Origin of the sequence: Streptomyces sp. NBC_01244 (assembly GCF_035987325.1) — a bacterium.
GTDB lineage: Bacteria > Actinomycetota > Actinomycetes > Streptomycetales > Streptomycetaceae > Streptomyces.
Window position 1 is genome coordinate 6,578,282 of the sequence record NZ_CP108488.1, and the last position, 26,912, is coordinate 6,605,193.

Annotated in this window: 18 protein-coding genes and 1 pseudogene; 12 read left to right on the top strand and 7 right to left on the bottom strand. The window is 71.5% G+C overall.

The window, feature by feature from the left end; translation table 11 throughout:
- Positions 1 to 13 precede the first annotated feature (13 nt).
- The 4 genes from OG247_RS29725 (at position 14) to OG247_RS29740 (ending at position 4,775) form a co-directional block, all read left to right on the top strand.
- Positions 14 to 568 carry a GNAT family N-acetyltransferase gene (locus OG247_RS29725; protein WP_327255083.1) on the top strand — a complete coding sequence of 185 codons (555 nt, stop codon included), beginning with the start codon at positions 14 to 16 and terminating at the stop codon, positions 566 to 568.
- A gap of 124 nt (positions 569 to 692) precedes the next feature.
- Complete coding sequence (locus OG247_RS29730) at positions 693 to 1,283, top strand: hypothetical protein (protein ID WP_327255084.1); 591 nt, start codon at positions 693 to 695, stop codon at positions 1,281 to 1,283.
- Positions 1,284 to 1,472: 189 nt separating this feature from the next.
- The gene (locus tag OG247_RS29735; protein WP_327255085.1) at positions 1,473 to 1,640 is read left to right on the top strand and encodes a hypothetical protein; all 168 of its coding nucleotides are present in this window, start codon (positions 1,473 to 1,475) and stop codon (positions 1,638 to 1,640) included.
- 81 nt (positions 1,641 to 1,721) lie between these two features.
- Positions 1,722 to 4,775 carry a helix-turn-helix transcriptional regulator gene (locus OG247_RS29740; RefSeq protein ID WP_327257686.1) on the top strand — a complete coding sequence of 1,018 codons (3,054 nt, stop codon included), beginning with the start codon at positions 1,722 to 1,724 and terminating at the stop codon, positions 4,773 to 4,775.
- 140 nt (positions 4,776 to 4,915) lie between these two features.
- On the opposite strand, the pseudogene OG247_RS29745 reads toward OG247_RS29740, so the two are convergent.
- Positions 4,916 to 5,167, bottom strand: a pseudogene (locus tag OG247_RS29745) (IS481 family transposase); the annotation flags it as partial.
- A 133-nt stretch (positions 5,168 to 5,300) separates the two neighbouring features.
- Here OG247_RS29745 and OG247_RS29750 point away from each other — a divergent pair.
- Positions 5,301 to 6,311: a quinone oxidoreductase family protein gene (locus OG247_RS29750; RefSeq protein ID WP_327255086.1), complete on the top strand. Its 1,011-nt coding sequence runs from the start codon at positions 5,301 to 5,303 to the stop codon at positions 6,309 to 6,311.
- Positions 6,312 to 6,515: 204 nt separating this feature from the next.
- On the opposite strand, the gene OG247_RS29755 is transcribed toward OG247_RS29750, so the two are convergent.
- The 3 genes from OG247_RS29755 to OG247_RS29765 all read right to left on the bottom strand — a co-directional run bounded on the left by OG247_RS29755 (position 6,516) and on the right by OG247_RS29765 (position 9,229).
- Positions 6,516 to 6,689: a DUF6191 domain-containing protein gene (locus tag OG247_RS29755; RefSeq protein ID WP_327257687.1), complete on the bottom strand. Its 174-nt coding sequence runs from the start codon at positions 6,687 to 6,689 to the stop codon at positions 6,516 to 6,518.
- 42 nt (positions 6,690 to 6,731) lie between these two features.
- Positions 6,732 to 7,958: a PQQ-dependent sugar dehydrogenase gene (locus tag OG247_RS29760; protein WP_442813452.1), complete on the bottom strand. Its 1,227-nt coding sequence runs from the start codon at positions 7,956 to 7,958 to the stop codon at positions 6,732 to 6,734.
- Between the two features lie 269 nt (positions 7,959 to 8,227).
- The gene (locus OG247_RS29765) at positions 8,228 to 9,229 is read right to left on the bottom strand and encodes an aldo/keto reductase (protein WP_327255087.1); all 1,002 of its coding nucleotides are present in this window, start codon (positions 9,227 to 9,229) and stop codon (positions 8,228 to 8,230) included.
- 80 nt (positions 9,230 to 9,309) lie between these two features.
- On the opposite strand from OG247_RS29765, the gene OG247_RS29770 reads away from it, so the two are divergent.
- The 6 genes from OG247_RS29770 to serA all read left to right on the top strand — a co-directional run bounded on the left by OG247_RS29770 (position 9,310) and on the right by serA (position 19,119).
- Positions 9,310 to 10,266: a 2-hydroxyacid dehydrogenase gene (locus OG247_RS29770; RefSeq protein WP_327255088.1), complete on the top strand. Its 957-nt coding sequence runs from the start codon at positions 9,310 to 9,312 to the stop codon at positions 10,264 to 10,266.
- Between the two features lie 282 nt (positions 10,267 to 10,548).
- On the top strand, positions 10,549 to 13,437 hold the full coding sequence (locus OG247_RS29775; protein WP_442813453.1) for a putative bifunctional diguanylate cyclase/phosphodiesterase: 2,889 nt from the start codon (positions 10,549 to 10,551) through the stop codon (positions 13,435 to 13,437).
- Between the two features lie 215 nt (positions 13,438 to 13,652).
- Positions 13,653 to 15,542: an acetolactate synthase large subunit gene (locus OG247_RS29780; RefSeq protein WP_327255089.1), complete on the top strand. Its 1,890-nt coding sequence runs from the start codon at positions 13,653 to 13,655 to the stop codon at positions 15,540 to 15,542.
- 32 nt (positions 15,543 to 15,574) lie between these two features.
- Positions 15,575 to 16,099, top strand: a complete 525-nt coding sequence (gene ilvN / locus OG247_RS29785) for an acetolactate synthase small subunit (protein ID WP_266904165.1) — start codon at positions 15,575 to 15,577, stop codon at positions 16,097 to 16,099.
- A 141-nt stretch (positions 16,100 to 16,240) separates the two neighbouring features.
- Positions 16,241 to 17,242 (top strand): ketol-acid reductoisomerase, encoded by a 1,002-nt coding sequence (ilvC, locus tag OG247_RS29790; RefSeq protein ID WP_266881281.1) that lies wholly within the window; start codon positions 16,241 to 16,243, stop codon positions 17,240 to 17,242.
- Between the two features lie 287 nt (positions 17,243 to 17,529).
- The gene (serA, locus tag OG247_RS29795; RefSeq protein WP_266881282.1) at positions 17,530 to 19,119 is read left to right on the top strand and encodes a phosphoglycerate dehydrogenase; all 1,590 of its coding nucleotides are present in this window, start codon (positions 17,530 to 17,532) and stop codon (positions 19,117 to 19,119) included.
- A 77-nt stretch (positions 19,120 to 19,196) separates the two neighbouring features.
- Here serA and OG247_RS29800 read toward each other — a convergent pair whose 3' ends face one another.
- A complete protein-coding gene (locus OG247_RS29800; RefSeq protein ID WP_327255090.1) occupies positions 19,197 to 20,732 on the bottom strand; it encodes an MFS transporter in 1,536 nt (511 codons plus the stop codon).
- A 116-nt stretch (positions 20,733 to 20,848) separates the two neighbouring features.
- Here OG247_RS29800 and OG247_RS29805 point away from each other — a divergent pair, with 116 nt between their 5' ends.
- Positions 20,849 to 21,445, top strand: coding sequence for a TetR/AcrR family transcriptional regulator (locus OG247_RS29805; protein WP_327255091.1), 597 nt, complete (start codon positions 20,849 to 20,851; stop codon positions 21,443 to 21,445).
- Positions 21,446 to 21,447: 2 nt separating this feature from the next.
- Here the strand turns inward: OG247_RS29805 and OG247_RS29810 are convergent, their stop codons facing one another.
- Together OG247_RS29810 and OG247_RS29815 are read right to left on the bottom strand one after the other, a co-directional pair.
- Positions 21,448 to 25,566, bottom strand: a complete 4,119-nt coding sequence (locus OG247_RS29810; protein ID WP_327255092.1) for a phosphorylase family protein — start codon at positions 25,564 to 25,566, stop codon at positions 21,448 to 21,450.
- 53 nt (positions 25,567 to 25,619) lie between these two features.
- Positions 25,620 to 26,873, bottom strand: a complete 1,254-nt coding sequence (locus OG247_RS29815; RefSeq protein WP_327255093.1) for a PucR family transcriptional regulator — start codon at positions 26,871 to 26,873, stop codon at positions 25,620 to 25,622.
- Positions 26,874 to 26,912 lie beyond the last annotated feature (39 nt).

Below are 26,912 nucleotides of genomic sequence, written 5' to 3' on the forward strand. Positions count from 1 at the left end.
AGGAAGAACGCGCATGTTCTCGATAGACCTCGCCGACGACGCCCAGCTGTTCCCGCTGGAAGCCCGGCACGCGGAGGAGTTCTTCGCCCACATCGAACGCGGACGCGAGTTCATCGGCCGGTACGTAGGCTTCCCCGACCGGTCCGTCGACCCGGAATCCGCCCGCGCCCTGCTGGCCAAGTACGCGGTCACGGCCGGGGAGGACGGCGCGCGGTTCTTCGGGATCAGGCTCGACGGCACCCTGGTGGGCGGGGTCCTCTTCCCGGCGTTCGACGCGGGGACGGGCAACTGCGAGATCGGCTGCTGGCTGGAGCCCGCCGCGGCCGGCCGCGGCCTGGTGACGAAGGCCTGCCGCGTCCTCATCGACTACGCCTTCGGCGAGCGCGGCATGCACCGCGTCGAGTGGCACGCCGCCTCCGGCAACAAGAAGAGCCTCGCCGTGGCCGAGCGCCTGGGCATGACCCGTGAGGGTGTCATGCGCGAGAACCACCTCCACCGGGGCGTCCGTCAGGACACCGAGATCTGGGCGCTCCTCGCCCACGAGTGGTCCGCGGCCCGCCCCGCGTAACCACCCCCCGCGGCCGCCCGCCCCCGCCCCACCCCGGCTCTCCCGGGGGACCGGGGCGGGGCGCTGCCCGCTGCCCGGCCGGATTCTCAGGAACCTCTCAGAAAAGCCGCCTACGGTGCCCCGCATGGACACCACCAAGACCCCCGCCCCGACCGCTCCCGAGGCGGACTCCCCGGCCGACCTGAAGAAGGCCGCCACCGACGAGACGACCGCCCCGGCCGCCGCGGACACCGCCGCCACCGAGGAGGTCCAGGGCGAGGAGCTCGCCACCGACCTCGACGACGAGTTCGACGAGCTCGACGCCGCGGCCGACGCGGAGCAGAGCAGTGGTGTCGCCTCCGGAGCCTCCGCGATCGTCGCCGCCGGTCTCGGTCTGATCGCCCTCAGCGGCAGCTGGACCTCCCGCGTCATAGGCGAGCGGGAGACCCTCAAGGGCCAGATCAGCTCCGCCACCGCCACCACCACCGAGGACAAGATCGAGGCGCTGTACGGCAACGCCTGGCACATGACCGCCCTGGTCAACGGCGTCCTGTCGACGATCGCGCTGCTCATCGCCGTCTTCGTACTGGCCCGCCCGGCCTTCGGCGCCTCCGGCCGCACCCTCCCGGCCTGGGTCCGCTCCGTGTCCTGGGCCGCCGTGGTCGTCGCCGTCATCGGCGTGATCGCCTTCCTGTTCATGTACCTGCTCGCCCTCCCGGTGGCCCCCGCCGCCTAGTCCGATCGCTGCCGCGCGGCGGCCCGCCTAGGTACTGCCTTAGGCCACCTCAGGGACCTCGGGTCCCGACCTAAGGCCCCCCGGCTCCCGCAGATGCGGCATGCTCCCGATGTGCCGGCACCCCCTGGGGCGCGAATCTTGGATCACACCGAACGAGGTGTCCGAGAAACGCGAACCAGGGAGCACGAGATGTTCGAGTACGAGATCGCCACCGCCCGTCGCGCCGACCTCATCCGCGAGGCCGACGCCTACCGTCTGGTCCAGGAAGCGAAGAAGGCCCGCCGCGCCTTCTCCCGGAGCCAGGAACCGGAGGGGTCGGTGAGAGGGCAGCGCGGCCGGTTCACCCGCGCCGCGTAACCCGCGTCGCGCGACCGTACGAACCCCCGCGTGATGAGAAGCGCACCGATATCCAGTGCCGGTGAGCAGGGCCTCTGTGCGATGCTCGGCGGCGTGGAGACCAGATCTGTCAGCCCGGTGTTCGTCGGCCGAGCCGACGAACTGGCCGTACTCACCGACGCCCTGACGCGCGCCGCCGGCCAGGAGCCGCAGGCACTGCTCATAGGCGGCGAGGCCGGGGTCGGCAAGACCCGCCTCACCGAGGAGTTCCTCTGCGAGGCCGACCGCCGCGGCGCGGTCGTGGCCGTCGGAGGCTGTGTGGAGATCGGGGCGGAGGGACTTCCCTTCGCCCCGTTTTCGACGGCGCTGCGCACCCTGCACCGCCTGCTCCCCGACGAACTGGCCGCAGCCGCCGTCGGCCAGGAGGACGAACTCGCGCGCATCCTCCCCGAACTCGGCGAGACCCCCCGCGGCCCGCACGACGAGGAAAGCACCGCCCGGCTCTTCGAACTGACGGCCCGGATGCTGGAACGCCTCGCCGCCGACCGCACCGTCGTCCTCGTCCTGGAAGACCTGCACTGGGCGGACACCTCCACCCGGCACCTGCTCTCCTACCTCTTCCGCGCGCTCGGCAGCGGCCGGCTCGTCGTGGTCGCCACCTACCGCGCCGACGACGTCCACCGCCGCCACCCGCTGCGCCCGCTCCTCGCGGAGCTCGACCGGCTGCGCACCGTCCAGCGCATCGAGCTGTCCCGCTTCAACCGGGCCGAAGTGCGCCGCCAGCTCGCCGGGATACTCGCCTCGCAGCCCGACGAGGAGTTCGTCGAATCGGTCTTCGACCGCTCCGACGGCAACGCCTTCTTCGTCGAGGAACTCGTCGCCTCCCGCGCCAGCGGCTGTCTCACCGGCCTCACCGAATCCCTGCGCGACCTCCTCCTGGTCCGCGTCGAAGTCCTCCCGGACGCCGCGCAGCGCGTCGTGCGCATCGTCGCCGAGGGCGGCTCCACCGTGGAGTACGACCTGCTGCGCGCCGTCACCCGGCTCACCGAGGACGAACTGATCGAGGCCCTGCGCTCGGCGGTCGGCGCCAACATCCTCCTCGCCACCTCCGACGGCGACGGCTACCGCTTCCGCCACTCCCTGGTCCGCGAGGCCGTCTCCGACGACCTGCTGCCCGGCGAGCGCGCCCGCGTCAACCGCCGCTACGCCGAGGCGCTCGAAGAGGACGACTCGCTGATCCGCGCGGAGGAGCGGGTCATCCGGCTCGCCACCTACTGGTACTACGCCAACGACGTGGTCAAGGCCCTGCCCGCCGTGCTCGCCGCCTCGGTCGCCGCCCGGCGCCGGCACGCCTACTCCGAGCAGCTGCGACTGCTGGAGCGGGCCATGGAGCTGTGGGAGGCCGTACCGGAAGACGTGCGCGGAGCGCTGCGACCGGCGGACTACACCGAGGTGTACCCGCCCTGCGGCTGCGACCCGGAGACCACTCCGCTGCAACGCCTCGACCTGCTGGCCGAAGCCACCGTCGCGGCCCGCTTCGGCGGCGAGCGCGAGCGTGCGCTGAAGCTCACCAAAACCGCCCTGCGGTCGCTGGACGACGGCCACGACCCGCTGCGCGCCGCCTGGTTCTGGACCGAACGCTCCCGGCTGATCACCGGCCTCGGCCGCGGCGACGGCTGGGAAGAGCTCGCCAAGGCACAGGAACTCGTCCGCGGGCTGCCCCCGTCCCAGGTGCACGCCGACGTCCTGGTCCGGGCCGCGAGCTGGGGCATGCTCCACACACCGGGACCCGACAACCTGGTCGCCGCCGAACGCGCCGTGGAGTACGCGCGGATGGTCGGCGCCGAGGACACCGAGCTGAACGCCCGGATCACCGTCGGCAGCCTGCTCGTCGACACGGGTGCACCCGAGCGCGGACTCGCCGAGATGTACGCGGTCAAGGACCGGGCCGCGGAACTCGGACTCGGCATGCTGGTGGGACGTGCACATATCAACCTCACCTCTCATCTGGAAAGCCTGGGCCGGTCCCGCGAAGCCGTGGAACTGGCCGAACAAGGTGTCGCACTGGTCAAGAAGTCCCAGCTGATGGACTCCGAGGCCTGGGTCCGCGGGAACATGGCGGAGAGCCTGTACAGCCTCGGCCGCTGGGACGAGGCCGCGGCGGAGGCCCGGCGCACCCTGGCTCTCGTCAGCAGCGGAGCCGCCCCGCGAGCCGCCGCGGCCGGACGGCTGGCCTACCTGGCTCTGGCCCGCGGTGAACTCGCCGAGGCCGCCGCCCAGCTCACCGCCGCCCGCGCCCACTTCGGATCGCACGACGGCCAGCCCCAGCACCAGATCCCGCTGTCGCGGCTCGCGATCGGGGTGGCCGCGGGGGAGGGCCGGATAGCCGACGTCCGCACCGAGGTCGCCGCAGCCGTCGACTTCGGCTTCCCACTCGGCAACCACCGCTACGCCTGGCCGCTGCTGCTCGCCGCCGCCTCGGCCGAAGCCGACGCCCGGGGCCTGCCGGTCGCCGAGGCCGGCCGGGAGGAGGCGCTGACGGTGCTGCGCGCCGCCGCCCGGACCCTGGCCACCCCGGTCCCGCTGTGGACCGCCCACTCCGAGTTCCTCAGGGCCGAACTGCTGCGGGCCGAGGACCGGGACACCGTCGCCGACTGGACGGCCGTGGAAGCGGCCGTACGCCCCCTGGAGCGTCCCTACCTGCTCGCCAGGGCCCGGCACCGGCTCGTGGAGGCCCTGCTGGCGGCCGGCGGGGACCGCGAGGCCGCCGCCGGGCGGCTCCAGGAGGCCTACGCCACCTCCGAGCAGCTCGGTGCCCGCAGGCTCCGCGAGGACCTGGCCCTGCTCGCGCAGCGCGCCAGGCTCCCGCTCGTCCCCGTGGGCGCCGCCGCCGAGGCCCTGCTCGCTCCGGAGACCGACCCGGTCGAGGCGCTGGGGCTGACCAGCCGCGAACGGGACGTGCTGCGCCTGGTCGCGGCCGGCCACACCAACCGCCAGATCGCCGAGGAGCTCTTCATCTCCCCGAAGACGGCCAGCGTGCACGTCTCGAACATCCTGGCGAAGCTCGGCGTCGCGGGCCGCGGCGAGGCCGCCGCCCTGGCCCACCGGCTACGGCTCTTCGGCCCCGTCACCCAGCAGCCGGCCGGCAAGCGGTGAAGGCGGCGTCGTCCCCCTAGGCCCCCCCGGGCGCCGGGCCCTAGGTGTATTGCCTCGTCAGGTTGGGGACGCGGCTTGCGGGTGGTTTGCCTGCGAGTGCGGTGTGTCCGCGGTGGTGCTTGTAGGAGTGGAGCCAGTTGCCAGAAGGCGGTGGCGGTCTCCTTCTTCTCGTCCGCGTGGATCTCGCTGTAGGCGAGGCGGGAGTGGTCGTCGACGGCGGTGTGCAGGTAGCTGTAGCCGGCGTTCCTGCGGGTCTTGCGGCCCGCTTGCCGGCCCAGGACCTTGTGTCCGCCAGCGTCGGGGATGTTGCCGAGCTTCTTGATGTCGACGTGCACGAGCTCGCCGGGTTTCTCGCGTTCGTAGCGGCGTATGACGTGCCCGGTCGCGCGGTCGCGCGGTCGAGGGGACCAGGCCGAGCAGGGCGGCGGGCTGGTCTGCTTGCCGGGAATCGGATCGCCATCAACGGGGTTGGTGGGGGATGAGCCATCAACGGGGTTGGTGGGGATGAGCCGTTATTGGAGGGCCATGCGAGCGATTCAGGTGTACGAAGTGGGCGGTCCCGAGGTGCTGCAGGAGGCCAAGGTGGACCAGCCGCGGCCGGGTCCGGGCGAGGCGATCGTGGAGGTCGCCGCATCCGGGGTCAACTTCCTCGACGTCTACCACCGCGAAGGCCGGTACAGCCTCCCGCTGCCCTTCACCCCGGGCTCTGAGGGCGCCGGCACGGTCGTCGAAGTTGGGCCCGGCGTCGCTGACGTCGCAGTCGGGGACCGGGTCGGTTGGGTGGAGATTCCCGGCACGTATGCCGAGCGGGCCGTCGTGGACTCCTCCCGGCTGGTGCCGCTGCCCGACGATGTCGGCTTCGAGACAGCCGCCGCCGTGCTCCTCCAAGGCATGACCGCGCACTATCTCGTCAAGGACGCCTACCCGGTTCAGGGGGGCGACACGGTGCTCGTGCATGCGGCTGCTGGTGGCATGGGGCTGCTTTTGACCCAGCTCATCACCCATCTCGGCGGCAGGGTGATCGGCACGACGTCGACCACGGCGAAGGCCGAACTGGCGAAGCGTGCCGGGGCCGCTGAGGTGATCCTTTCCTCCGCAGTCGACGATCTCGCAGCCGAGGTCAGGCGGCTCAACGGCGGTCAGGGACTGCCGGTTGTCTTCGACGGCGTCGGCGCGCACACCTTCGATGCGAGCCTCGCCAGCCTGCGAACCCGCGGCCATCTCGTGCTCTTCGGCGCGGCAAGTGGTGCCGTGCCGCCGTTTGATCCGATTCGCCTCGCCCACGGCGGTTCGCTGACCTTGATCCGGCCCAGCCTCGGGGACTTCATCGCCGATCGGTCCGAACTGCTCCGACGGGCCGCCGATGTGTTCGAGTGGGTGCGCTCCAAGGCGCTTGAGGTCACCGTAACGGGCCGCTACGCATTGTCCGAGGCCGCCCAGGCCCACAGCGATCTGGAGGCTCGGCGTACCACCGGCAAGCTGCTCGTCATCCCCGATGCGGCCGCTATGGGACGCCGCGAGGAGACGCAGAGCTGATCGCGGGTGACGAGGTCGGGGATCTTGGAGACTGGGATGTCGAGGGCATGGCCGACCGTCATCGCCAAGATCCCCGACAGCGTCAGGCACTCAGCAGGCCAAGATCAAGTTCTGGCGGGTTTCTGGCGTATCCGGGTCACACCCCTTCAAGATCCCTCAGCCGAGACCTGGCTCACCCGTCCACAACCTCCCGGGACAGAACACCTAGGCCGCCGGGTCCTCCTTCGCCCGTATGAGCACCTTGCCGGAGTCCAGGTCTATCGGGCCCTTTCCCGGATCGCCGTCACTGACGTCGGTCCGGGAAAGCTCCAGCCGCTTCTTCTCCTCGTCCGTGTGCTTGCGCCCCGGGCTGAACAGCTCCTCGATCATGTTGAACATCGCGTCCACCGCACCTTTCGTCCCCGCGTCGGGGCCCGCCGGTCATCGCACCGTCAGTGTCAGGATCCTGTCGTCGCCCGCTTCCGGCGACCCGCGCCCATCCGTCTCGCTTGTGACCAGCAGCAACCTGTCCCCACCGAGGGGCACCACGGTGCGCAGCCGGCCGTACTCGCCCGCCAGGAACGCCTCGGGCTCCGCCACCGGCTCCGCCCCGGCCAGCGGAATCCGCCAGAGCCGCTGCCCCCTCAGCCCGGCCATCCAGACGGAGCCCTGCGCCCAGGCGATCCCGCTCGGCGAGGCCTCGTCGGTCTTCCACACCGCCACCGGATCGCGCATCCCCGGCTTGCCGGCCTTGCCCTCGGCCTCCGGCCAGCCGTAGTTCGCGCCGGGCTCTATCAGATTCAGCTCGTCCCAGGTGTTCTGCCCGAACTCGGCCGCCCACAGCCGTTTGTCCTTGTCCCAGGCGAGGCCCTGCACATTGCGGTGCCCGTACGAGTACACGACCGAGTCCGCTTCCGGATTGCCGTGCACCGGCTCCCCGTCCGGGGTCATCCGCAGGATCTTCCCGCCGAGCGACTTCTTGTCCTGGGCCAGCCCGGTCTCCCCGGTCTCGCCCGTCCCGGCGTAGAGCATCTTGTCCGGGCCGAAGGCGATCCGTCCGCCGTTGTGGATGAGCCCCTTGGGGATCCCCCTGAACACCGTGTCGGGTGCGCCCAGTTGATCGCCGGCCGGTCTCTTATCGTCATAGCGCAGCCGGGCGATGCGGTTGTCGGACTCGGTGGTGAAGTAGACGTACACCATGCGGTCCGAGGCGAACGTAGGGGACAGGGCCAGGCCCAGCAGCCCGCCCTCGCCGCCCGGGGCCACCCCGGGCACCTTGCCGACCGGGGTCACGGCGCCGGCGGCGACGTCGACCCTGCTGATCGTGCCCTTGTCCCGCGAGGCGACCAGCAGGTTCCCGTCGGGCAGCGGAGCCACCCCCCACGGGGACTCGAGACCCTGGGCGGCCACGCCGGTCACCGTCACCCCGCCCTTGGCCGGCGGCCCGGAGGCCGAAGCGGAGGGGGAGCCCGAGGCCCCCGGCGGCGCGGAGCCCGCCGTCGCGCCCGGTGGCGCATCGCCGGGCCTTGCTCCGACGCCGTCCGGCGGGGAGCACCCCGCCGCCAGCAGCGCCCCGCATCCCGCCAGGGCGAACGCCGCCAGCACCCCGCGGGCCCGGCCGCGCGGGCCGCCGTACGCCCGCATCGCCACCCCCGCCCGACCCTGCATCCGATCCCGATCCCGATCCTGCGCCCGGTCCTGGTCCGCCCCCAGGTCCTGGTCAGGCCCCTGTGGCAGGCCGTGTCCCGGCCCGTCTCCCGGCCCTTGTCCGCGCTCGTGTCCGTATCGCATCGCCGTACTCCCCTCCGGTCCTCCGATCGTGCCCTCACACGACTCAACAGCGCCGACCCTGCTTCAAGTTCCGCCACTCGTACACTCGATCGAGTGGTTCGGGACCTGATTCGGGACCTGATTCCGGTCCTGGTTCGGGCGCTGGTTCAGGCGCCCACCGGCGCCGGCAGCTCCGCCAGCTCCGCCAGGTCCTCGGCGGTCAGGCGCACCTCCGCCGCCCGCGCGTTCTCCGCCGCCCGGTGCGCCTGCCCGGTCCCGGGCACCGGAACCACCTGGGGCCCCTGCGCCAGCACCCACGCCAGCGCCACCTGCGCCGCCGTGACCTCGTCCCCGTGCCGCCGGGCGACCCGCCGCAGCCCCGCCACCAGCACCTGGTTCGCCGCCATCGCGTACGCCGTGAACCGCGGATGCCTGGCCCGCACGTCCTCGGGCTCGAACCCCTCACCCGGGACCAGCGTCCCGGTCAGGAACCCGCTCCCCAGCGGCATCGCCGCCAGGAACCCCACCCCCCGCGCCGCGCACCACGGCAGCAGCCGCCACGCCGCCTGCGGGGACCACACCGACAGCTCCGCCTGCACCGCGCTCACCGGGAACACCTGCTGGGCCCGCTCCAGGTGCCGCACGGTCGTCTCGTACGCCGGGTCCCCGCGCCGCCCCGCGCCCGGCCCGGTGCCCGCCCCCAGCGCGCAGAAGCCCAGCGCCCGCACCTTCCCCGCACCCACCAGCTCGGCCATCGCGCCCCAGGACTCCTCGACCGGCACGTCCGGGTCCACCCGGTGCAACTGGTACAGGTCTATGACGTCGGTGCGCAGCCGCCGCAGCGAGGCGTCGCAGGCCCGCCGCAGGTACCCGGGGCGCCCGTCGGCCACCATGTGCACCCCGTCGGCCCGCAGCCCCGCCTTCGCGGACACGAAGGCGTCGGGCCGGCGCTCGCGCAGCACCCGGCCGAGCAGCAGCTCATTGGTGTAGGGGCCGTACAGATCGGCGGTGTCGAGCAGGTTCGCCCCCAGGTCGAGGGCCGTGTGCACGGTGAGCAGCGAGTCCTCGCGCCGTCTGCGCGAAGGCGCGTACGCCCCGCTCATCGGCATGCAGCCGAGGCCGACGGCTCCCACCGTCAGCGCCCCCGCCCCGATCGACCTGCGCTCCACCGTGCGTCCCCCCTGGTCCCCCCGGTTCCGGCACACAAACTAACGGTTCGATCCGGATCCCCTGGCATAGCCTCCTGATCATGACTGCAGAGAACCGCGAGACCCTCGACGTATGGCTCCCCTTTCCCGCCGAGGAGATCGAGGGCCTGCCCGATTCCTTCCGCTACCGCCACTGGGACGGCGAGGAGACCTTCCCGGCCGATCCGGCCGCCTGCGTCTTCTACGTCACCCCGTACATGAAGTCCCCGGCCGTCACCCTGCGCCCGCTGCCCGCGATGCCCCGCCTGCGGATCGTCCAGACCCTGACCGCCGGGGTCGATCACGTCCTGGGCGGCCTCGGCGATCTGGCCCCCGGCGTACGGCTGTGCAACGCCAAGGGCGTCCACGACGCGAGCACCGCCGAGCTCGCGCTCACCCTGATCCTGGCCTCCCTGCGCGGGATCCCCGGCATGGTGCGCGGCCAGGACCGCGAGGAGTGGCGCTTCGGGTTCTACGAGGCCCTCGCGGACAAGTCCGTACTGATCATCGGCTACGGAGCGGTCGGCGCGGCCATCGAGGACCGGCTCGCCCCCTTCGAGTGCGAGCGGATCGTCCGGGTCGCGCGGACGGCGCGCACCACGGCGCGCGGGCCGGTGCACGCCCTCGCCGAGCTGCCCCAACTCCTGCCCGGGGCCGACGTGGTGATCCTTGCCACACCGCTCACGGAGGAGACGAGGGGGCTCGCGGGCGCCCGGTTCCTCGGCCGCATGAAGGACGGCGCGCTGCTCGTGAACGTGGCCCGCGGACCCGTCGTCGACACCAAATCCCTTCTGACGGAGGTGGAGTCGGGCCGGCTGCGCGCCGCGCTGGACGTCACCGATCCGGAACCACTGCCTTCAGGCCATCCGCTCTGGCATGCTCCGGGTGTCCTGATCACGCCCCATGTGGGCGGCAGCAGCTCCGCGTTCGAGCCGCGGGCCAAGCGTCTGGTGGCCCGTCAGCTCCGCCGGTTCGCCGCGGGAGAGCCCGTGGAGAACACGGTGTTGATCACGGAATGACGTGCGGCGGGCACGCTCCGCGTTCGTCCGGATGCGCTCGGTGGGCACAACTCCCTTGTTGGTGACGGAGCGTAGAGAAACTATGTCCCTGAGTGACGAAAGTGGTGTATCGTCCGGAACAAGGGGCTGCGCCACGAACGTCTGGCGCTGGGGAGTGATCGGACACTTTGGGGGGCGACGGGCGATGCACGGCCAATGGACGAAGGATCCGATGCGGCGAAGCCGCCGGAGGCGACGGTGCCGGGACTGGACCGCGCCGGAACCAGCCAGCGAGGGGGACCGGTGAGCACCCCGGGGGCGGCGCTGCTGACCCGCCGGCCCCTCGCAGGCGACGGTGGCAGAGGTGCCAGGGGGCTGGCGATGCAGCTCCTCCTCGCGGTGGTCAGCAGCGGGTACGGCGTGGGTGCCGCCCTCGGCTGGGGCTCCGAGGAACTCGCCGAGATCATGGGCGACTTCGGACTCAGCGCGGCCGGCCTGCTCGCCGCCGTCTCCTGTTTCACGTACGCCCGCGCCATTGACAGCCGGGAGCGCCCGGCCTGGCTGCTGTTCGCGTTCTCCTCGCTCATGGGCTGCTGCGGCAACGCGGTCTGGGGCTGGTACGAGGTGGTCCTCGGCGAGGCCGTGCCGAAGCCCTCCCTCGCCGACTTCGCCTTCCTCTGCTTCGCGCCGCCCGCCATCGTGGGCCTGCTCGTCCTCGCGAAGCGCCCGGTCACCCGAGCGGGCTGGGTCTGCCTCGGCCTCGACTCCTGGCTCATCGGCGGCTCCCTGCTCACCCTCTCCTGGAGCCTGGCCCTCGCGCACGCCGCGCGCACCGCCCAGTCCGGCGCCCCCGGCAGCGTCCCGCGCGCCGCCCTCTCGCTGGCCTACCCGCTCCTGGACATCGCGCTCGTCTCGATGGTGCTGGTGCTGCACTTCCGCCGCTCCGAGACCAACCGCTCCGCCGTGAACACCGCCATCGCGGCCCTCGCCCTGACCGTGCTGAGCGACGCGCTGTTCACCTCGCCGCTGCTCAGCGCCGAGTACCAGTCCGGCCAGCTCCTCGACGCCGGCTGGTTCGCCGGATCGCTCCTCCTCGCCTACGCGCCCTGGGGCGCCCGCAGGCTGCACCCCGGTCCCGACCCCGTCGCCCAGGCGCGCGCCGAGCGGCCGCACAGCCGCCCCATCACCGGCTCCCTGCCCGCCCTCACCCCGTACCTCGCGGCGGCCGTCTGCACGCTGGGCATCCTCTACAACGTGGTGGACGGCCGCAAGGTCGACCGGGTCGTCGTCTTCACGGGCTGCACGGTCGTGCTCGCCCTGGTCATCCGCCAGGGCATCATGCTGCTCGACAACATCGCGCTGACCCAGGAACTGGCCCAGAAGGAGAACCACTTCCGCTCCCTGGTCCAGGGCTCCAGCGACGTCATCATGATCGCCGCGCCCACCGGCACCCTGCGCTACGTCAGCCCCGCCGCCGCCGGGGTCTACGGCCGCGAGGCGGAAGAGCTGGTCGGTACCGAGCTGGCCACCCTGATCCACCCGGAGGACCTGGGCCGCGTCGTCCACGAGGTGCGCCGCTTCCTGGCCGCGCCGCCCACCGAGGAACCGACCACCCGCATCGAGTGCCGGTTCAGATCGGGCGCCGGCGAGTGGCTCAATGTGGAGTCCACCGTCAACCGTCACCAGGGCGGCCTCATCCTGAACAGCCGCGACGTCACCGAGCGGGTCCGGCTCCAGGCGCAGCTCCAGCACAGCGCCGAGCACGACCCGCTCACCGACCTCCCCAACCGGGCCCTGTTCACCCGCCGGGTCCGCCAGGCCCTCACCGGCCGGCGGGCCGGGGACCACAGCACCGCCGTGCTCTTCATCGACCTCGACGGCTTCAAGGCGGTCAACGACACCATCGGCCACCAGGCCGGTGACGAGCTGCTCATCGAGGCCGCCCGCCGGCTCCAGGACTCGGTCCGGGCCGGGGACACCGCGGCCCGCCTGGGCGGCGACGAGTTCGCCGCCCTGATCCTGGGCGACGGCAACCGCGACCGCAGCGCCCGCGAGTACCAGGTCCACGAGATCGCCGACCGGCTGCGCACCACCCTCTCCCAGCCCTACCGGATCGCCGGGAGCGAGGTCCGGGTCGCCGCCAGCATCGGCGTGGCCTTCGCGGACCCCGGCATCACCCCTTCGGACCTGATGCGCAACGCGGATCTCGCGATGTACCGGGCCAAGGCGGGCGGCAAGAACCGGGTCGAGATGTACGCGCCCCAGATGCAGGCCGAGGTCGTCCGCAAGGCCGAGCTCGCGGGGCGGCTGCGCACCGCGCTGCACGACGGAGAGTTCGCGCTGCTGCACCAGCCCGTGGTCTCCCTGGCCTCGGGGGAGATCTCGGCCGTGGTGGCGCAGGCCCGGTGGCGCTCCGCCCAGGGGATCCTGTTCACCCCGGCCGAGTTCCTGCGGGTCGCCGAGTACAGCGAGGGCGGGCATCCGGCCGTGCCGGACGCCTCGCGCACCGCCGAGCTGGGGCGCTGGCTGCTGGAGGAGGCCGTCGGGCAGGCGGCCGAGCGCCACCGGGCCGGGCACGACGTCCCCGTGGCCGTACGGATGACCGCGCAGCGGCTGCTGGACCGGTCGATGCCGCTGGGCTCGGTGGAAGCCCTGCTGACCCGCAACGGGCTGCCGTCGGGCGCGCTCGTCCTGGAGCTCGCCGTCTCCGACCCCAGGGTGCCCTTCGACGACCTGGAGCGCCGCCTGGCGGCGCTGCGCCGGCTCGGGGTCCTGATCGCCCTGGACGGCTTCGGCAGCGGTTACGCGGCCATCAGCGCGCTGCGCCGGCTCCCCGTGGACATGCTCAAGCTCGACCGCGGCCTGGTCGAGGGGGTCGTGGAATCCCCCCGGCTCCACAAGATCACCGCAGGTCTGTTGCGGATCGCAAACGACCTCGGCATGCAGTCGGTGGCGGAGGGCGTGGACCTCCCGGAGCAGGTCATGGCACTGCGCGCGATGGGCTGCAGCCACGGGCAGGGAATGGCCTTCTCCGGCCCTCTGGACGAGTACAGGCTGCGGCGAGCGCTCGTGCGCGGTACGTTCCCAGTACCGGGCGGTTCGGCCCAACCCGCGTTGGCCGGTGGTTCGCCAGGTGGCTCGATGGTTATCCACAGAGGCTCACATAATGAGACGCCCGTCCCACCCGCTTGACATCACCCTCCCGCCAGAGGGAGGGTCAATGCCATGCGCACCCGAATTCTCGTACTTGGAAAGCGCGTCGGCTGAAGCTGGGACCAGCATGTCCCCGCTCAACGCACCCGACGCGCTCCCCTCGCTTGCCTCCCGGCACGAGGGGTTTTTTGTTGCACTGGCAACGTCGAATCTCGTAAAACCCTCCTCGTAAAACCCTCAGCTTCGAGAAGAGAATGCCGATGACCGAGCAGGCCACCGGGGCCCACCATCCGCAGCCGCGGGCCCGTACCGGCGGACACCAGACCGCCGCAGTTGAGCACGTCACGGGTGCGCAGTCCCTCATCCGCTCTCTCGAAGAGGTGGGGTGCGACACCGTCTTCGGTATTCCGGGCGGCTGCATCCTCCCGGCCTACGACCCGATGATGGACAGCACGAAGGTCCGCCACATCCTGGTCCGCCACGAGCAGGGGGCCGGCCACGCCGCCACCGGCTACGCCCAGGCGACCGGCAAGGTCGGCGTCTGCATGGCCACCTCCGGCCCCGGCGCCACCAACCTGGTCACCCCGATCGCCGACGCGCACATGGACTCCGTGCCGCTCGTCGCGATCACCGGCCAGGTCTCCTCCAAGGCCATCGGCACCGACGCCTTCCAGGAGGCGGACATCGTCGGCATCACCATGCCGATCACCAAGCACAACTTCCTGGTGACCAGGGCCGAGGACATCTCGAGGACCATCGCCGAGGCCTTCCACATCGCCTCAACCGGCCGCCCCGGCCCGGTCCTGGTCGACATCGCCAAGGACGCCCTGCAGGCGCGGACCACCTTCTCGTGGCCGCCGAGCCAGGACCTCCCCGGCTACCGGCCGGTGACCAAGCCCCACGCCAAGCAGATCCGCGAGGCCGCCAAGATGATCGCCGCCGCCAAGCGGCCGGTCCTCTACGTCGGCGGCGGCGTCATGAAGGCCGGCGCGACCGCCGAGCTGAAGGTCCTCGCCGAGCTCACCGGCGTCCCGGTCGTCACCACCCTGATGGCCCTGGGCTCCATCCCGGACAGCCACCCGCAGAACGTCGGCATGCCCGGCATGCACGGTGCCGTCACCGCCGTGACCGCGCTCCAGAAGTCGGACCTGCTGATCGCGCTCGGCACCCGCTTCGACGACCGCGTCACCGGCAAGCTGGACAGCTTCGCCCCCTTCGCCAAGGTCATCCACGCGGACATCGACCCGGCCGAGATCGGCAAGAACCGCGCCGTGGACGTCCCGATCGTCGGTGACGCCCGCGAGGTCATCGCCGACCTGATCCAGGCCGTCCAGGCCGAGGCCAACGACGGCAACGCCGGCGACTACACCGCCTGGTGGAAGGACCTCAACCGCTGGCGCGACACCTACCCGCTGGGCTACGACCTGCCCGAGGACGGCACGCTCTCCCCCCAGCAGGTCATCGAGCGGATCGGCCAGCTGGCACCGAAGGGCACCATCTACACCGCCGGTGTCGGCCAGCACCAGATGTGGGCCTCGCACTTCGTGAACTACGAGGAGCCCCGCACCTGGCTGAACTCCGGCGGCGCCGGAACCATGGGCTACGCGGTCCCCGCCGCGATGGGCGCCAAGGTCGGCATGCCGGAGCGCACCGTCTGGGCGATCGACGGCGACGGCTGTTTCCAGATGACCAATCAGGAACTGGCCACCTGCGCCCTGAACAACATCCCGATCAAGGTCGCGATCATCAACAACGGTGCGCTGGGCATGGTCCGCCAGTGGCAGACCCTGTTCTACAACCAGCGGTACTCGAACACCGTCCTGCACGCGGGCGAGACGGGCACCGACACGGCCGTCGGCTCCCAGCTCGGCGAGTCGGCCGCCCCCCGCATGGGCACCCGCGTCCCGGACTTCGTCAAACTGTCCGAGGCCATGGGCTGCGTGGCACTGCGCTGCGAGGACCCGGCAGACCTGGACAAGGTCATCGCCGAGGCCAACGCGATCAACGACCGCCCGGTCGTCATCGACTTCATCGTCCACGAGGACGCCATGGTGTGGCCGATGGTCGCCGCCGGCACCTCGAACGACGAGGTCATGGCCGCACGGGGCGTCCGCCCCGACTTCGGCGACAACGAAGACGACTGAGCCGAGAGAGCCCGAGAGAGAGAACGACTCACATGTCCAAGCACACGCTCTCCGTCCTGGTCGAGAACACGCCCGGCATCCTCGCCCGGATCGCCGCGCTGTTCTCCCGACGCGGGTTCAACATCGACTCCCTCGCGGTCGGTGTCACCGAGCACCCCGACATCTCGCGCATCACCATCGTCGTGAACGTCGAGGACCTCCCGCTGGAGCAGGTGACCAAGCAGCTCAACAAGCTGGTCAACGTGCTCAAGATCGTCGAGCTGGAGCACGTTAACGCCATCGAGCGCGAACTCGTTCTGGTGAAGGTCCGCGCCGACAACGAAACGCGCTCGCAGATCGTCGAGATCGTCCAGCTGTTCCGCGCCAAGACCGTCGACGTCTCCCCGGAGGCCGTCACCATCGAGGCCACCGGCGGCACCGACAAGCTGGGCGCGATGCTCAAGATGCTGGAGCCCTTCGGCATCAAGGAGCTCGTCCAGTCCGGGACGATCGCCATAGGGCGCGGCGGCCGGTCCATCACGGACCGCAGCCTGCGCGCGCTCGACCGCAGCGCCTGAGCCCGCCCGGGCCGGTGTCACCGGCCCGGTCGTGCCCCGCCCGTTCGTTTCTCGCTCGCTCGTATGGCGAGACCGAGAACCACGTATTCCGTTCCCCGCCGTACGGTGGGAGCAACACCAGCGCACCAAGGAGATATCCCAGTGGCCGAGCTGTTCTACGAGAACGACGCCGACCTGTCCATCATCCAGGGCCGCAAGGTCGCGGTCATCGGTTACGGCAGCCAGGGCCACGCCCACGCGCTGTCGCTCCGTGACTCCGGCGTCGACGTCGTCGTCGGCCTGCACGAGGGCTCGAAGTCCAAGGCCAAGGCTGAGGAGCAGGGCCTGAAGGTCCTGCCCGTCGCCGAGGCCGCGGCCTGGGCGAACGTCATCATGATCCTGACCCCGGACCCGCTCCAGGCCGAGATCTACGCCGCCTCCATCGAGTCGCACCTGGAAGAGGGCGACGCGCTCTTCTTCGGCCACGGCTTCAACGTCCGTTACGGCTTCATCAAGCCCCCCACCAACGTGGACGTCGCCCTGGTCGCCCCGAAGGGCCCGGGCCACCTGGTTCGCCGTCAGTACGAGGAAGGCCGCGGCGTGCCCTGCATCGCCGCCGTCGAGCAGGACTTCACCGGTTCCGCCTTCCAGCTCGCGCTGTCGTACGCGGCGGGCATCGGCGGCACGCGCGCCGGCGTCATCAAGACCACGTTCACCGAGGAGACCGAGACCGACCTGTTCGGTGAGCAGGCCGTTCTCTGTGGTGGCGCCTCCGCGCTGGTGAAGGCCGGTTTCGAGACGCTGACCGAGGCCGGTTACCAGCCGGAGATCGCGTACTTCGAGTGCCTGCACGAGCTGAAGCTCATCGTGGACCTCATGTACGAGGGCGGCCTGGAGAAGATGCGCTGGTCGGTCTCCGAGACCGCCGAGTGGGGCGACTACATCACCGGTCCCCGCATCATCACGGACGCCACCAAGGCCGAGATGAAGAAGGTCCTCGCGGAGATCCAGAGCGGCGAGTTCGCCAACACCTGGATGGCCGAGTACAAGGCCGGTCTGCCGAAGTACAACGCGTACAAGAGCGCCGATGAGGCGCACCTGCTCGAGACCACCGGCAAGAAGCTCCGCAAGCTGATGAGCTGGGTCGACAACGACGAGAGCTGATCCGCCTCGCCGCGGGGCCGGGACGGTGCGTCCCGGCCCCGCGGCACAGCGGTGGGACCACCCGTACGGCGGGCCCCGAGGGGCCTCCTGGGGGACCGCTTGTCCACCCTGGCCAATCTCGTGCGGGTGATCCTTCCGTACAGGCGGAATTCCCTTCCTGATCCGCCACTACACTGCTCAACACAACGCGTCAGGCCCACAGTGTCGTGCGTCTTCCACGCGGCTACCCCCCTCCACCGCCTGCGGCCGTCGGGACGGCCGTCCGCACTGGACTTGTGAGGACCCACGTGAGCTCGAAACCTGTCGTACTCATTGCCGAAGAGCTGTCGCCCGCCACTGTCGAGGCGCTCGGCCCGGACTTCGAGATCCGTCACTGCAACGGCGCCGACCGTGCGGAGCTGCTCCCCGCGATCGTGGACGTCGACGCGATCCTGGTCCGCTCCGCGACCAAGGTCGACGCCGAGGCCATCGCCGCGGCCAAGAAGCTGAAGGTCGTCGCCCGTGCGGGCGTCGGTCTCGACAACGTCGACGTCTCGTCCGCCACCAAGGCCGGCGTGATGGTCGTGAACGCTCCGACCTCCAACATCGTCACCGCCGCCGAGCTGGCCTGTGGCCTGCTCGTCGCGACGGCCCGCAACATTCCGCAGGCCAACACCGCCCTGAAGAACGGCGAGTGGAAGCGGAACAAGTACACGGGTGTCGAGCTCAGCGAGAAGACCCTCGGTGTCGTCGGCCTCGGCCGCATCGGCGTCCTGGTCGCCCAGCGCATGTCGGCCTTCGGTATGAAGATCGTCGCGTACGACCCCTACGTGCAGCCCGCGCGCGCCGCCCAGATGGGCGTCAAGATGCTGACGCTGGACGAGCTCCTCGAGGTCGCCGACTTCATCACCGTGCACCTGCCCAAGACCCCCGAGACCCTCGGTCTCATCGGGGACGAGGCCCTGCACAAGGTCAAGCCGTCCGTCCGCATCGTCAACGCCGCCCGCGGCGGGATCGTGGACGAGGCCGCGCTGTACTCGGCGATCAAGGAAGGCCGCGTCGCCGGCGCCGGCCTCGACGTGTACGCGAAGGAGCCCTGCACGGACTCCCCGCTGTTCGAGCTCGACCAGGTCGTCTGCACCCCGCACCTCGGCGCGTCCACGGACGAGGCCCAGGAGAAGGCCGGTGTCTCGGTAGCCAAGTCGGTGCGCCTCGCGCTCGCCGGTGAGCTCGTGCCCGACGCGGTCAACGTCCAGGGCGGCGTCATCGCCGAGGACGTCCGTCCGGGCCTGCCGCTCGCCGAGAAGCTCGGCCGCATCTTCACCGCCCTGGCGGGCGAGGTCGCGGTCCGCCTCGACGTCGAGGTCTGCGGCGAGATCACCCAGCACGACGTCAAGGTGCTCGAACTCTCCGCGCTCAAGGGTGTCTTCGAGGACGTCGTCGACGAGACGGTCTCCTACGTCAACGCCCCGCTCTTCGCGCAGGAGCGCGGGGTCGAGGTCCGCCTGACCACCTCCTCGGAGTCCCCGGACCACCGCAACGTGGTGACCGTCCGCGGCACCCTGTCGGACGGCCAGGAGGTCTCGGTCTCCGGCACGCTCGTGGGTCCGAAGCACCTGCAGAAGATCGTCGGCATCGGTGAGTACGACGTGGACCTGGCGCTCGCCGACCACATGATCGTCCTGCGCTACGCCGACCGCCCGGGCGTGGTCGGCGCCGTCGGCCGCATCCTCGGCGAGGCCGGCCTGAACATCGCGGGCATGCAGGTCGCCCGCGCCGAAGAGGGCGGCGAGGCCCTCGCGGTCCTCACGGTCGACGCGGAGGCCCCGGTGAACGTCCTCGCGGACATCGCCACCGAGATCGGCGCCGTCTCGGCCCGTACGGTCAGCCTCGGCTGACGCTGCGGCAGCAGACCCACGCGAAGGGCCCGGGGGAGACCCCGGGCCCTTTCGTGTGTCCCGCCCCGCTACGCCGCTCAGTGCGCGAGCGCTTCGCCGGCCGGAGCCGGCTCCGCCTGGTCCGGGGCCGGGGCTCCGCGTCCCCGGAGCAGGGCCGCGGCGAGCACCGCCGCCGCGAGGAGCAGGACCGTACCGCCCCAGGCCGCGTACTGCATTCCGTGGACGAAGGCCTCCCTGGCCGTGGTCAGGACCTGCCCGCCGGCCGCGCCGCCGAGCTCCTGAGCGGTGGCCACGGCCCCGCCCAGGGTCTCCCGTACGGCGGGCTCGGACCCGGCCAGGTCGGAGCGGTAGACGGCCGTGCCCAGGCTGCCCAGGACGGCCATCCCGAGGGCGCCGCCGAACTCCTGGCCGGTCTCCAGCAGAGAGGCGGCCGAGCCGGCCTTCTCGGCGGGGGCGGAGCCGAGGGCCATGTCCGAGACCAGGGACATCACGGTGACGATGCCGGAGGCGAGGGTCCCGGCGCCGGTCAGCAGCAGCCACAGCGAGTCGGTGTCCACCAGGCCGATCAGGGCGAACCCGGCGGCGGCGAGGACGAAGCCGCCCGAGATGACGTAGGCCCGGTCGGTCTTCTGGGCGAGGGCCGCGCTGACGGGGGCGGCGGCGCCGATCACGACCGAGGGGGCGAGGCTCCAGAGGGCGGCTTCCAGGGTGCCCATGCCGAGCACCGACTGCAGGTACTGGGTGGTGAAGTAGGCCGAGCCCATCATGGCGAAGGCGGCGATGGTGTTCAGGCCGATGCCGGCACCGAAGCCGCGTTCCCGGAAGAGGGTCCGGGAGACCATGGCGTCGTCACGGGTGCGCTGGCGGCGGACGAAGAGCCACCCGAAGGCCAGGCCGGCGGCGAGGCAGCCGGCGTGGAGCGGGGTGAAGCCCTCGGCGGCGATCTCCTTGAGCCCGTAGACCACCGGGAGCACGGCGGCCATCGACAGCGGCACGCTCAGCAGGTCGAAGCGGCCGGGCGCCGGGTCCTTGAACTCGGGGACCAGCACGGGGACCAGCACCAGCAGGAGCAGCATCGCGGGCACGTTGATCAGGAAGACGGAGCCCCACCAGAAGTGGTTCAGCATCACGCCGCTCATGACCGAGCCGAGGGCGACGCCGCCGGTCATGGCGCCGGACCAGATCGCGATGGCCTTGCCGCGCTGCCGCTCGTCCTGGAAGAGATTGCGCACGAGGGCGAGCGTGGACGGCATCAGGGTCGCGCCGCCGATCCCGAGCAGCACCCGGGCCGCGATGAGCATCTCGGCGCTGGAGGCGTAGGCGGCGGCGACGGAGGCGAGTCCGAAGGCGGCCGCGCCGGTCAGCAGCAACTTGCGGCGGCCGATCCGGTCGCCGAGCGAGCCCATCGTGATGAGCAGGCCCGAGAGGGCGAAGGCGTAGCTGTCGAAGATCCAGAGCTGCTGGGTGGCGCTGGGGTCCAGCTCCCGGGTGATGGCCGGGATGGCGAAGTAGAGGACGGAGACGTCCATCGAGACCAGGAGCAGGGGGAGCAGGAGCACGGTGAGGGCGGTCCATTCCCGGCGACCGGCGAGACGTGCTGCGGGGTTCGTCATGAGCAGCAATGTACAAGCGTCATAAACGTCTGTCTAGTACGGCTGTATAGAACAACTGTGTAGGACGGTCGTGTAGGACGTTTGTCTTGGACGGGTGTCTTGGCTACCGTGAAGGCATGGGACATCGCGAAGACTTGCTGGAAGGCGCCAAGAAGTGCCTGCTCGAGAAGGGTTTCGTGGGCACGACCGCCCGCGACATCGTCAAGGTCTCGGGCGCGAACCTGGCCTCGATCGGCTACCACTACGGCTCCAAGGACGCCCTCATGACGGAGGCGTTCGTCGCCGTCGTCCAGGAGTGGGGTGACCGGTTCACGGGCGAGGTGGAGGGCGAGGGCGGCTCGCTGGAACGCTTCCGCTCGGTATGGGACGGGGTGCACGCCGGGCGCGAGGAGTCCGGTCCGATCTGGTCGGCCAGCATGGAGATCGCCCTCGCCGGGGGCCGGATGCCGCAACTGCGCGCGATGCTCGCCGCCTCGCAGGGGGAGGGGCGCAGGGGGCTGATCTCGATGTTCACCGGCGTACCCGAGGAGGACCTGACGGAGGAGGACCTGCGGACCACCGGCGCCTTCTACCAGGCCCTGCTGAACGGGTTCATGCTCCAGTGGCTCTTCGACCCCGCGTCGGCCGCGACCCCGGCGGAACTGACGGAGGGGATGCGGCGGGCGGCGGCCGCGATGGCGAAGACGGCCTCGGTGGAGGGATCCGCGCCCTGACGTCAGGGGAGCGTCGGGCCCGGTACCTGCTCACGGCGCGGCGGCGCCTCGCCCAGTACGAGCGCGGCCGCCGCTGCCCAGGTCACGCGCGCGGAGAGGCGACTGCGGACGTCGGCGATCCGGGCGTAGGCGGATTCCCGGTTGTCGAGACACCGGTTGATCCGCTCGGCCCACACGACGGCGTCCGCTTCGATGTCCATGGTGACCGGCACGATGAGTTCTTCGGCGTCACCGCCCAACTCTTTGCGCAGGAGCTGGGCGAGCCCGCTGTTGCCACTCACCAGCAGCGGGACACCGCGGATGATGGCCTCGACCCCGATCAGCCCGAACCCCTCCGAGCGGGAGGGCATGATGACCAGACTCGCGCAGCCCATGTCCTGGTCCAGCCGGCCGGGGTCCGGCGAGAAGCCGCGCACGGTCACCTCCAGCGCGTGAACTCCCGACCAGCCGATGATTTCGTTCCGCTGGGCCTCGCCCTCACCCAACAGCGCTCCACGCACCAGGAGTTCCACCGGGTCGGTAGACGCCTTGGTCCGCAGCTCGTGCACCAGGCCGAGGGCGCGGGCCGCCAGATCGACACCCTTGAGTCTGGCATCGTCGGTCCGGCCGGCCAGGAGCACCTTGAGCGGAAACCCGGGCGGAGGGGTGCGCGGGGCGGGCAGGACCCCGGGCTGCAGGTCGAAGCCCGGGTCGAGCTGCAGCGGCGGCAGCACGTCCGCCTCGCAGAGCGCGTTGGAGAAACGCCCGTGCAGACGCGGGCCGATGGCGAAGGTGCGGTGCGCGGTGGCGGCCAGCTCCCGCTCGATTTCCGTACGGTCCTCCGCGAGTTGGGCCCGGTCCGTGGTGGCGTCGAGCTTGTGCCACTCGATCTCGTCCGGCGCCATGTGGATGATGTGCAGCCTCCGGGCCTTCGGGAAGCAGTCCTCGTTCAGATGTACGGCTGCCGGTCCGGTGATCCGGCCGTGGCCGATGATGAGGTCGGGTTCCACGTCGAGACGGGGACGGCGGGACAGCCTGCCGTACTCGGGAGCGCCGGGCGCACCCGGGTGGCACAGAAGGGTGACGCCCTTGGACTCCGCGTCGGCCGACGCGGTCGCGTTCGCTTCGAGCACGGTGCAGAAAACCTGTGCCCCCGCGGCCGCGAGCGCCGTGCACAGGTACCGGTTGAAGGTGCTCAGCCCGCCGTGGGAGGAGAACCACTCGGTGGCGACGACCAGGACGATGGGTCGCTCGGACAGCAGGCGCGAGGCGATCCCCTCGGCAGACCCGTCATCGCCGGTGGGCGTGGGTACGTGCGAGGAGGGGGCGGAGCCGGTGGTGCCGTTGTCCCGGAGTGCCCGCAGCAGCGGCCCCTGTGCGGCATGCCGCAGGAAGCCGACGTCCGGCAACAGGCCGTCGAGCACTCGGCCCGCCACGGCGTGTGTGACGAGGTGCTCGCGGATGTAGGGGTTCGCCGCTCCCCAGTCGCGCTCACCGGAAGCGGTGAGCGGTACCTGCCGTATGAGGGCCAGCGCCACGCGGCGGTGCCGTTCCCGGTCCTGACCGGCAGGCCGCAGGTACTCCGCGAAGGTCTGGTGGAAGAACCGGTAGACGGTGGCGCCGTGTTGCCGGTCTTCGACGATGAGCCCGTGGCGCTGTGCGACAAGGTCCCGCACGTCCTCGTCCGTGCAAGGTTCGTCCGAGAGTGCTTCGGCCACCGGAGCCCAGAGCTCGGGCGGCAGCCCCGCTCCCTGGGCGTAGGCGAGGGGCAAGAGGAGGTGGGCGGAGGGGGCCCGGCGGGCGTCGCCGTGTGAGCCGCGTCCGGCGTAGCTCTCGTACAACTCCTCGATGGTCGGGACGGAGCCCGGCGACCGCTCCGCCGTCCCGCCGCCGTCCACCATGGCGTGGACCGCCAACTGTGCGACGAGGAAGGAGCCCTGTGCACGCCGGGCGATGGCCGCTGCATCGGTCCTGGCGCGGGCCGGGTCGGCGGCGTAGAGGAGTGAACGCCGCGCGTGCGGCACGGTCGCCTCGCCCAGCAGCATGCGGTAGGCGTACTGCTCGAGATCGGCGTCGTCCCGGTAGGGCGGCTCGTCGAGGTCGATGACTCTGACGGCCGGGCCGAGCCGGGCCACCTCGTGCGGGCGTGCGCCGATGACCAGCCGTACCCCCGGAAGGGGACTCAACGGCCGGATCAATTCGGCGACGAGCCGGTCGCCGTCCGGAGCCTCGTCGAGCCCGTCGAGGATGATCACGAGGGGGTCGGTGCGTGCGCCGAGCGCCGCGAACACGTCGTGACGGTCCGAGGCCGCCGGCAGGGCGAGCGCTGCCGCGAGTCTCGCGGTGATGTCGGCAGGAGTGGTCGTACGGCAGCTCAGCGCGATGAGGGCCGCATCCGGCGGCGTCGACACCGTGGGCGGGAGGCTCAGCCTGGCCGCACTGTCGGGGTCCATGAGCAGGATGAGACGGCCGAGCAGCGCGGACTTGCCGCTGCCCGCAGCGCCTGTGACGACGAGCGTCTCGTTGTCACCGCCAGGCGCATCGAGCCAGTCGGTGAGCGCGTTCAATGCAGCCAGACGCCCGACGAAGAAGTCACCCTCGACCGACGCGTGCGCCACGCCCCGACCGGGCGGCGTGAAGTGGTCGTCCTGTTCCCGGCGGAGTCGCACGACGCTGGAGATGTCGAGCTCATCGGGTGGAAGGCCGGGAACGTAGGCCGGATTGGGGAAGAACGGGTCCTCCTCCCCGTACGTCGTCGTGCCGAACGCCTGGAACAGGTCGGACGCGCGGAGCCGCTCCCGCACGCCCTCCGCCACCGACCGGATGCTGAGGAAGCGCTGGCGCCTGTCGACCGGTGGTCCGGTGAGAACCTCCTGCAGCGCCCGCGTGAACGTGCTGCTCTCCGCGCGTTCGCCGTCCCGCGCGGAGCTGAGCACCCAGGCATTGCCCTCCGACGGCCGGGTACTCCCCGGAAGGAAGGCCGAAGCGGTCGTGTCCCTCGCGGTGGAGGCGCCGCTCCAACAGGCATTGAGGAGGATGAGCGAATGCCCGGCCAGATCGTCCGTCACCAGGGTGGTGAAATCGTCCAGGGTGATGGCTGAGTGCCGGAAGAACCGATCGTCGTCGTCCGAGCAGAGCAAGTACTGCCGGCCGCCGTGCCGGACGCCGTGACCGGCGAAGTACGCGACCAGGACGTCGTCCGGTCCCAGCCGCTGCTCCCTGCTCCACCTGTCCAGACCAGCACGCAGTTCGGCCGAGGTCGGATTGAGCGACACCTCGGACAGGACGCGCTCGTAACCCATCGGGCCGAGGACGTCGTCGAGGCGCTGTACGTCGTCCACCGCCCCGGGGAGGTCCGGCAGGCCCGACGAATACCGTGAGACTCCCACGAGGATCGCGTAGCGGCGCCCCGAAACGCCTTCGGCCTTCGGTCGGTGCCTGCGCAGCGCCGCCACCATCAGCGAGGCCGCCCGCTCGGCGGCGCGCTCCTGCGCACCCGGGGCGGCGGACTTGTGCGCGGCATCGGCGTGGTCGCTGATGCCCCGGATCACCACGACGTCCAACGGGCCGTTCAGGTCAGCCGCGTGGGCCGGCCCGGAGCCCTCCATGTCGATCGCGACGACGTCGTTGTGGTTGCGGCGTATGAACCGGGAGATCTCGGATTCAGGGTCCGCCAGGGCCGCGTCCCCCGTGGCGATCGGCCTGAAGTGCGCCCGTACGTCGGGCATGTCCCGCACGGCGGAACGGACCGACTGTTCGAGCGCGCGCGAACCCCCGAGGGGCTTCGGCCGGACCGGGAAACCCTCGGGTGTCCGCCCGCCGTGGACCTCGTACACCCGCGTGCTCACGACGACGTCCCCGATCCCGACATCGTCCTTCACACTGGCGGCGATACCGACGAAGAACACGGCCTCGGGGTTGAGCCAGTTGACGAGTCCTGTGGTCAGAGAAGCCGCCCGGCCCTCGCCCACCCCCAGTTCGCCGATGGCGACATGCCAGGGGGTGCCGGGCAGCCGGCCCCGCTCGACCCGGGTCCCGTCAGGGTGGACGAGCTCCTGCCACTGCTCGAGCTGCGCGCGGACAGCGGCGTATTCAAGGGGGAGTGCGGTCAGGACGAGAACAGTGGGCTGAGTCTCGGGCACACTCCTACGGTACCGGCCGAGCAGGGGGTCAGGCGCCCGACCGGGAAGCCGAACTAGCCGTGCAGGCGGGCGGCCTTGAGGGCCATGTGGAGGAGCAGGCGGTCCTCGCCCTCGTCCAGGTCGAGGCCGGTCAGCTGCTCCACCCGGGACAGGCGGTAGTACAGGGTCTGGCGGTGGATGCCCAGGGCCGCCGCCGCGCGGCCCGCCTGGCCGGCGCAGTCCAGGAACACCTCGGCGGTCCGGGCCAGTTCGGGGTTGGCAGGGCCGCGCAGGGCGCGGGCCACCGGGTCGTCGAGGGCTTCCTCGGCGACGGAGGCCAGCATGCGGTAGGGCCCGATCGCGGACCACTGCGCGACCGGGCCGAGCCGCGGCCCCGCGGCGGCGGCCCGGGCGGCGGCGGTGGCCTGCTGCCAGGCGGCGGGCAGTGCCGTGAGCGCCCGCACGGGGTCGGACACCCCGGCGGTCACCCCGGCGGTCACTCCGTTGGCCGCCGCGGGGGTGGCGGGCTTGGCGCCGGCCGCGGCCGCCGAGGCCGTCCCGCCGCCCGTGCGGGGCATCAGGCGGGAGATCGCCGTGAGCGCCGGAGCCAGCGGGTCCGTGCCGCGCAGGCGGATCAGGATCGCGAGGGACTGCCCCGCCGGGCCGCCGCCGTCCGGGTGGGGTTCCTGCTCGCCGGCCCCCCGCCAGGGCACCACGCAGACGGCCGCCGCCCCCGGGACCGAAGCCGGGGCCTCGCCGGACCACGGGCTCACGCAGACCGCGGCGTGCGGTCCTTCGCCGCCCGGACCGAGCGCCACCCGTAGCGCGGCCACCGCCATGTCCTGCTGCCAACCGCGCCCGGCGGTGAGCACCGCGAGGAACTCCCGGGACAGGTCGGCCCCCGCCCGGGCCTCCTCCGCGAGCAGCAGCCCGATCCGCTGGGCCACCTCCATGGCGGCGGCCAGGGACTCCGCGTCGGGGCCGGGGTCCTGGTCGAGGAGCCATACGTAGCCCTGGACGATCCCGCGGTGGCGCACCGGCAGGCAGATCCGCCCCCGGAAGACTCCGGCGTCCGGGGCGGCCGGGATCCTGACCGGGCCGGTGGCGCGGGCGATGCCGAAGCCCTCGAACCAGGACCGGACGGCCGCCGTCGACTGGCGGGTCATGATCGAGCGGGTCCGTACGGGGTCCAGGGCCAGCTCGCCGTCGAAGCTGTCGCTGTCGTGCGCGCCGAAGGCGATCAGCCGGAAGTCGCGGTTCTCCAGCGTCGCCGGAGCGCCGAGCAGCGCCGAGATCTCGTCCACCAGGTCCTGGTAATCGCCCTTCACCCGCACATTCTCCCACCCCCGCAGCCGCTCTTCAGACAG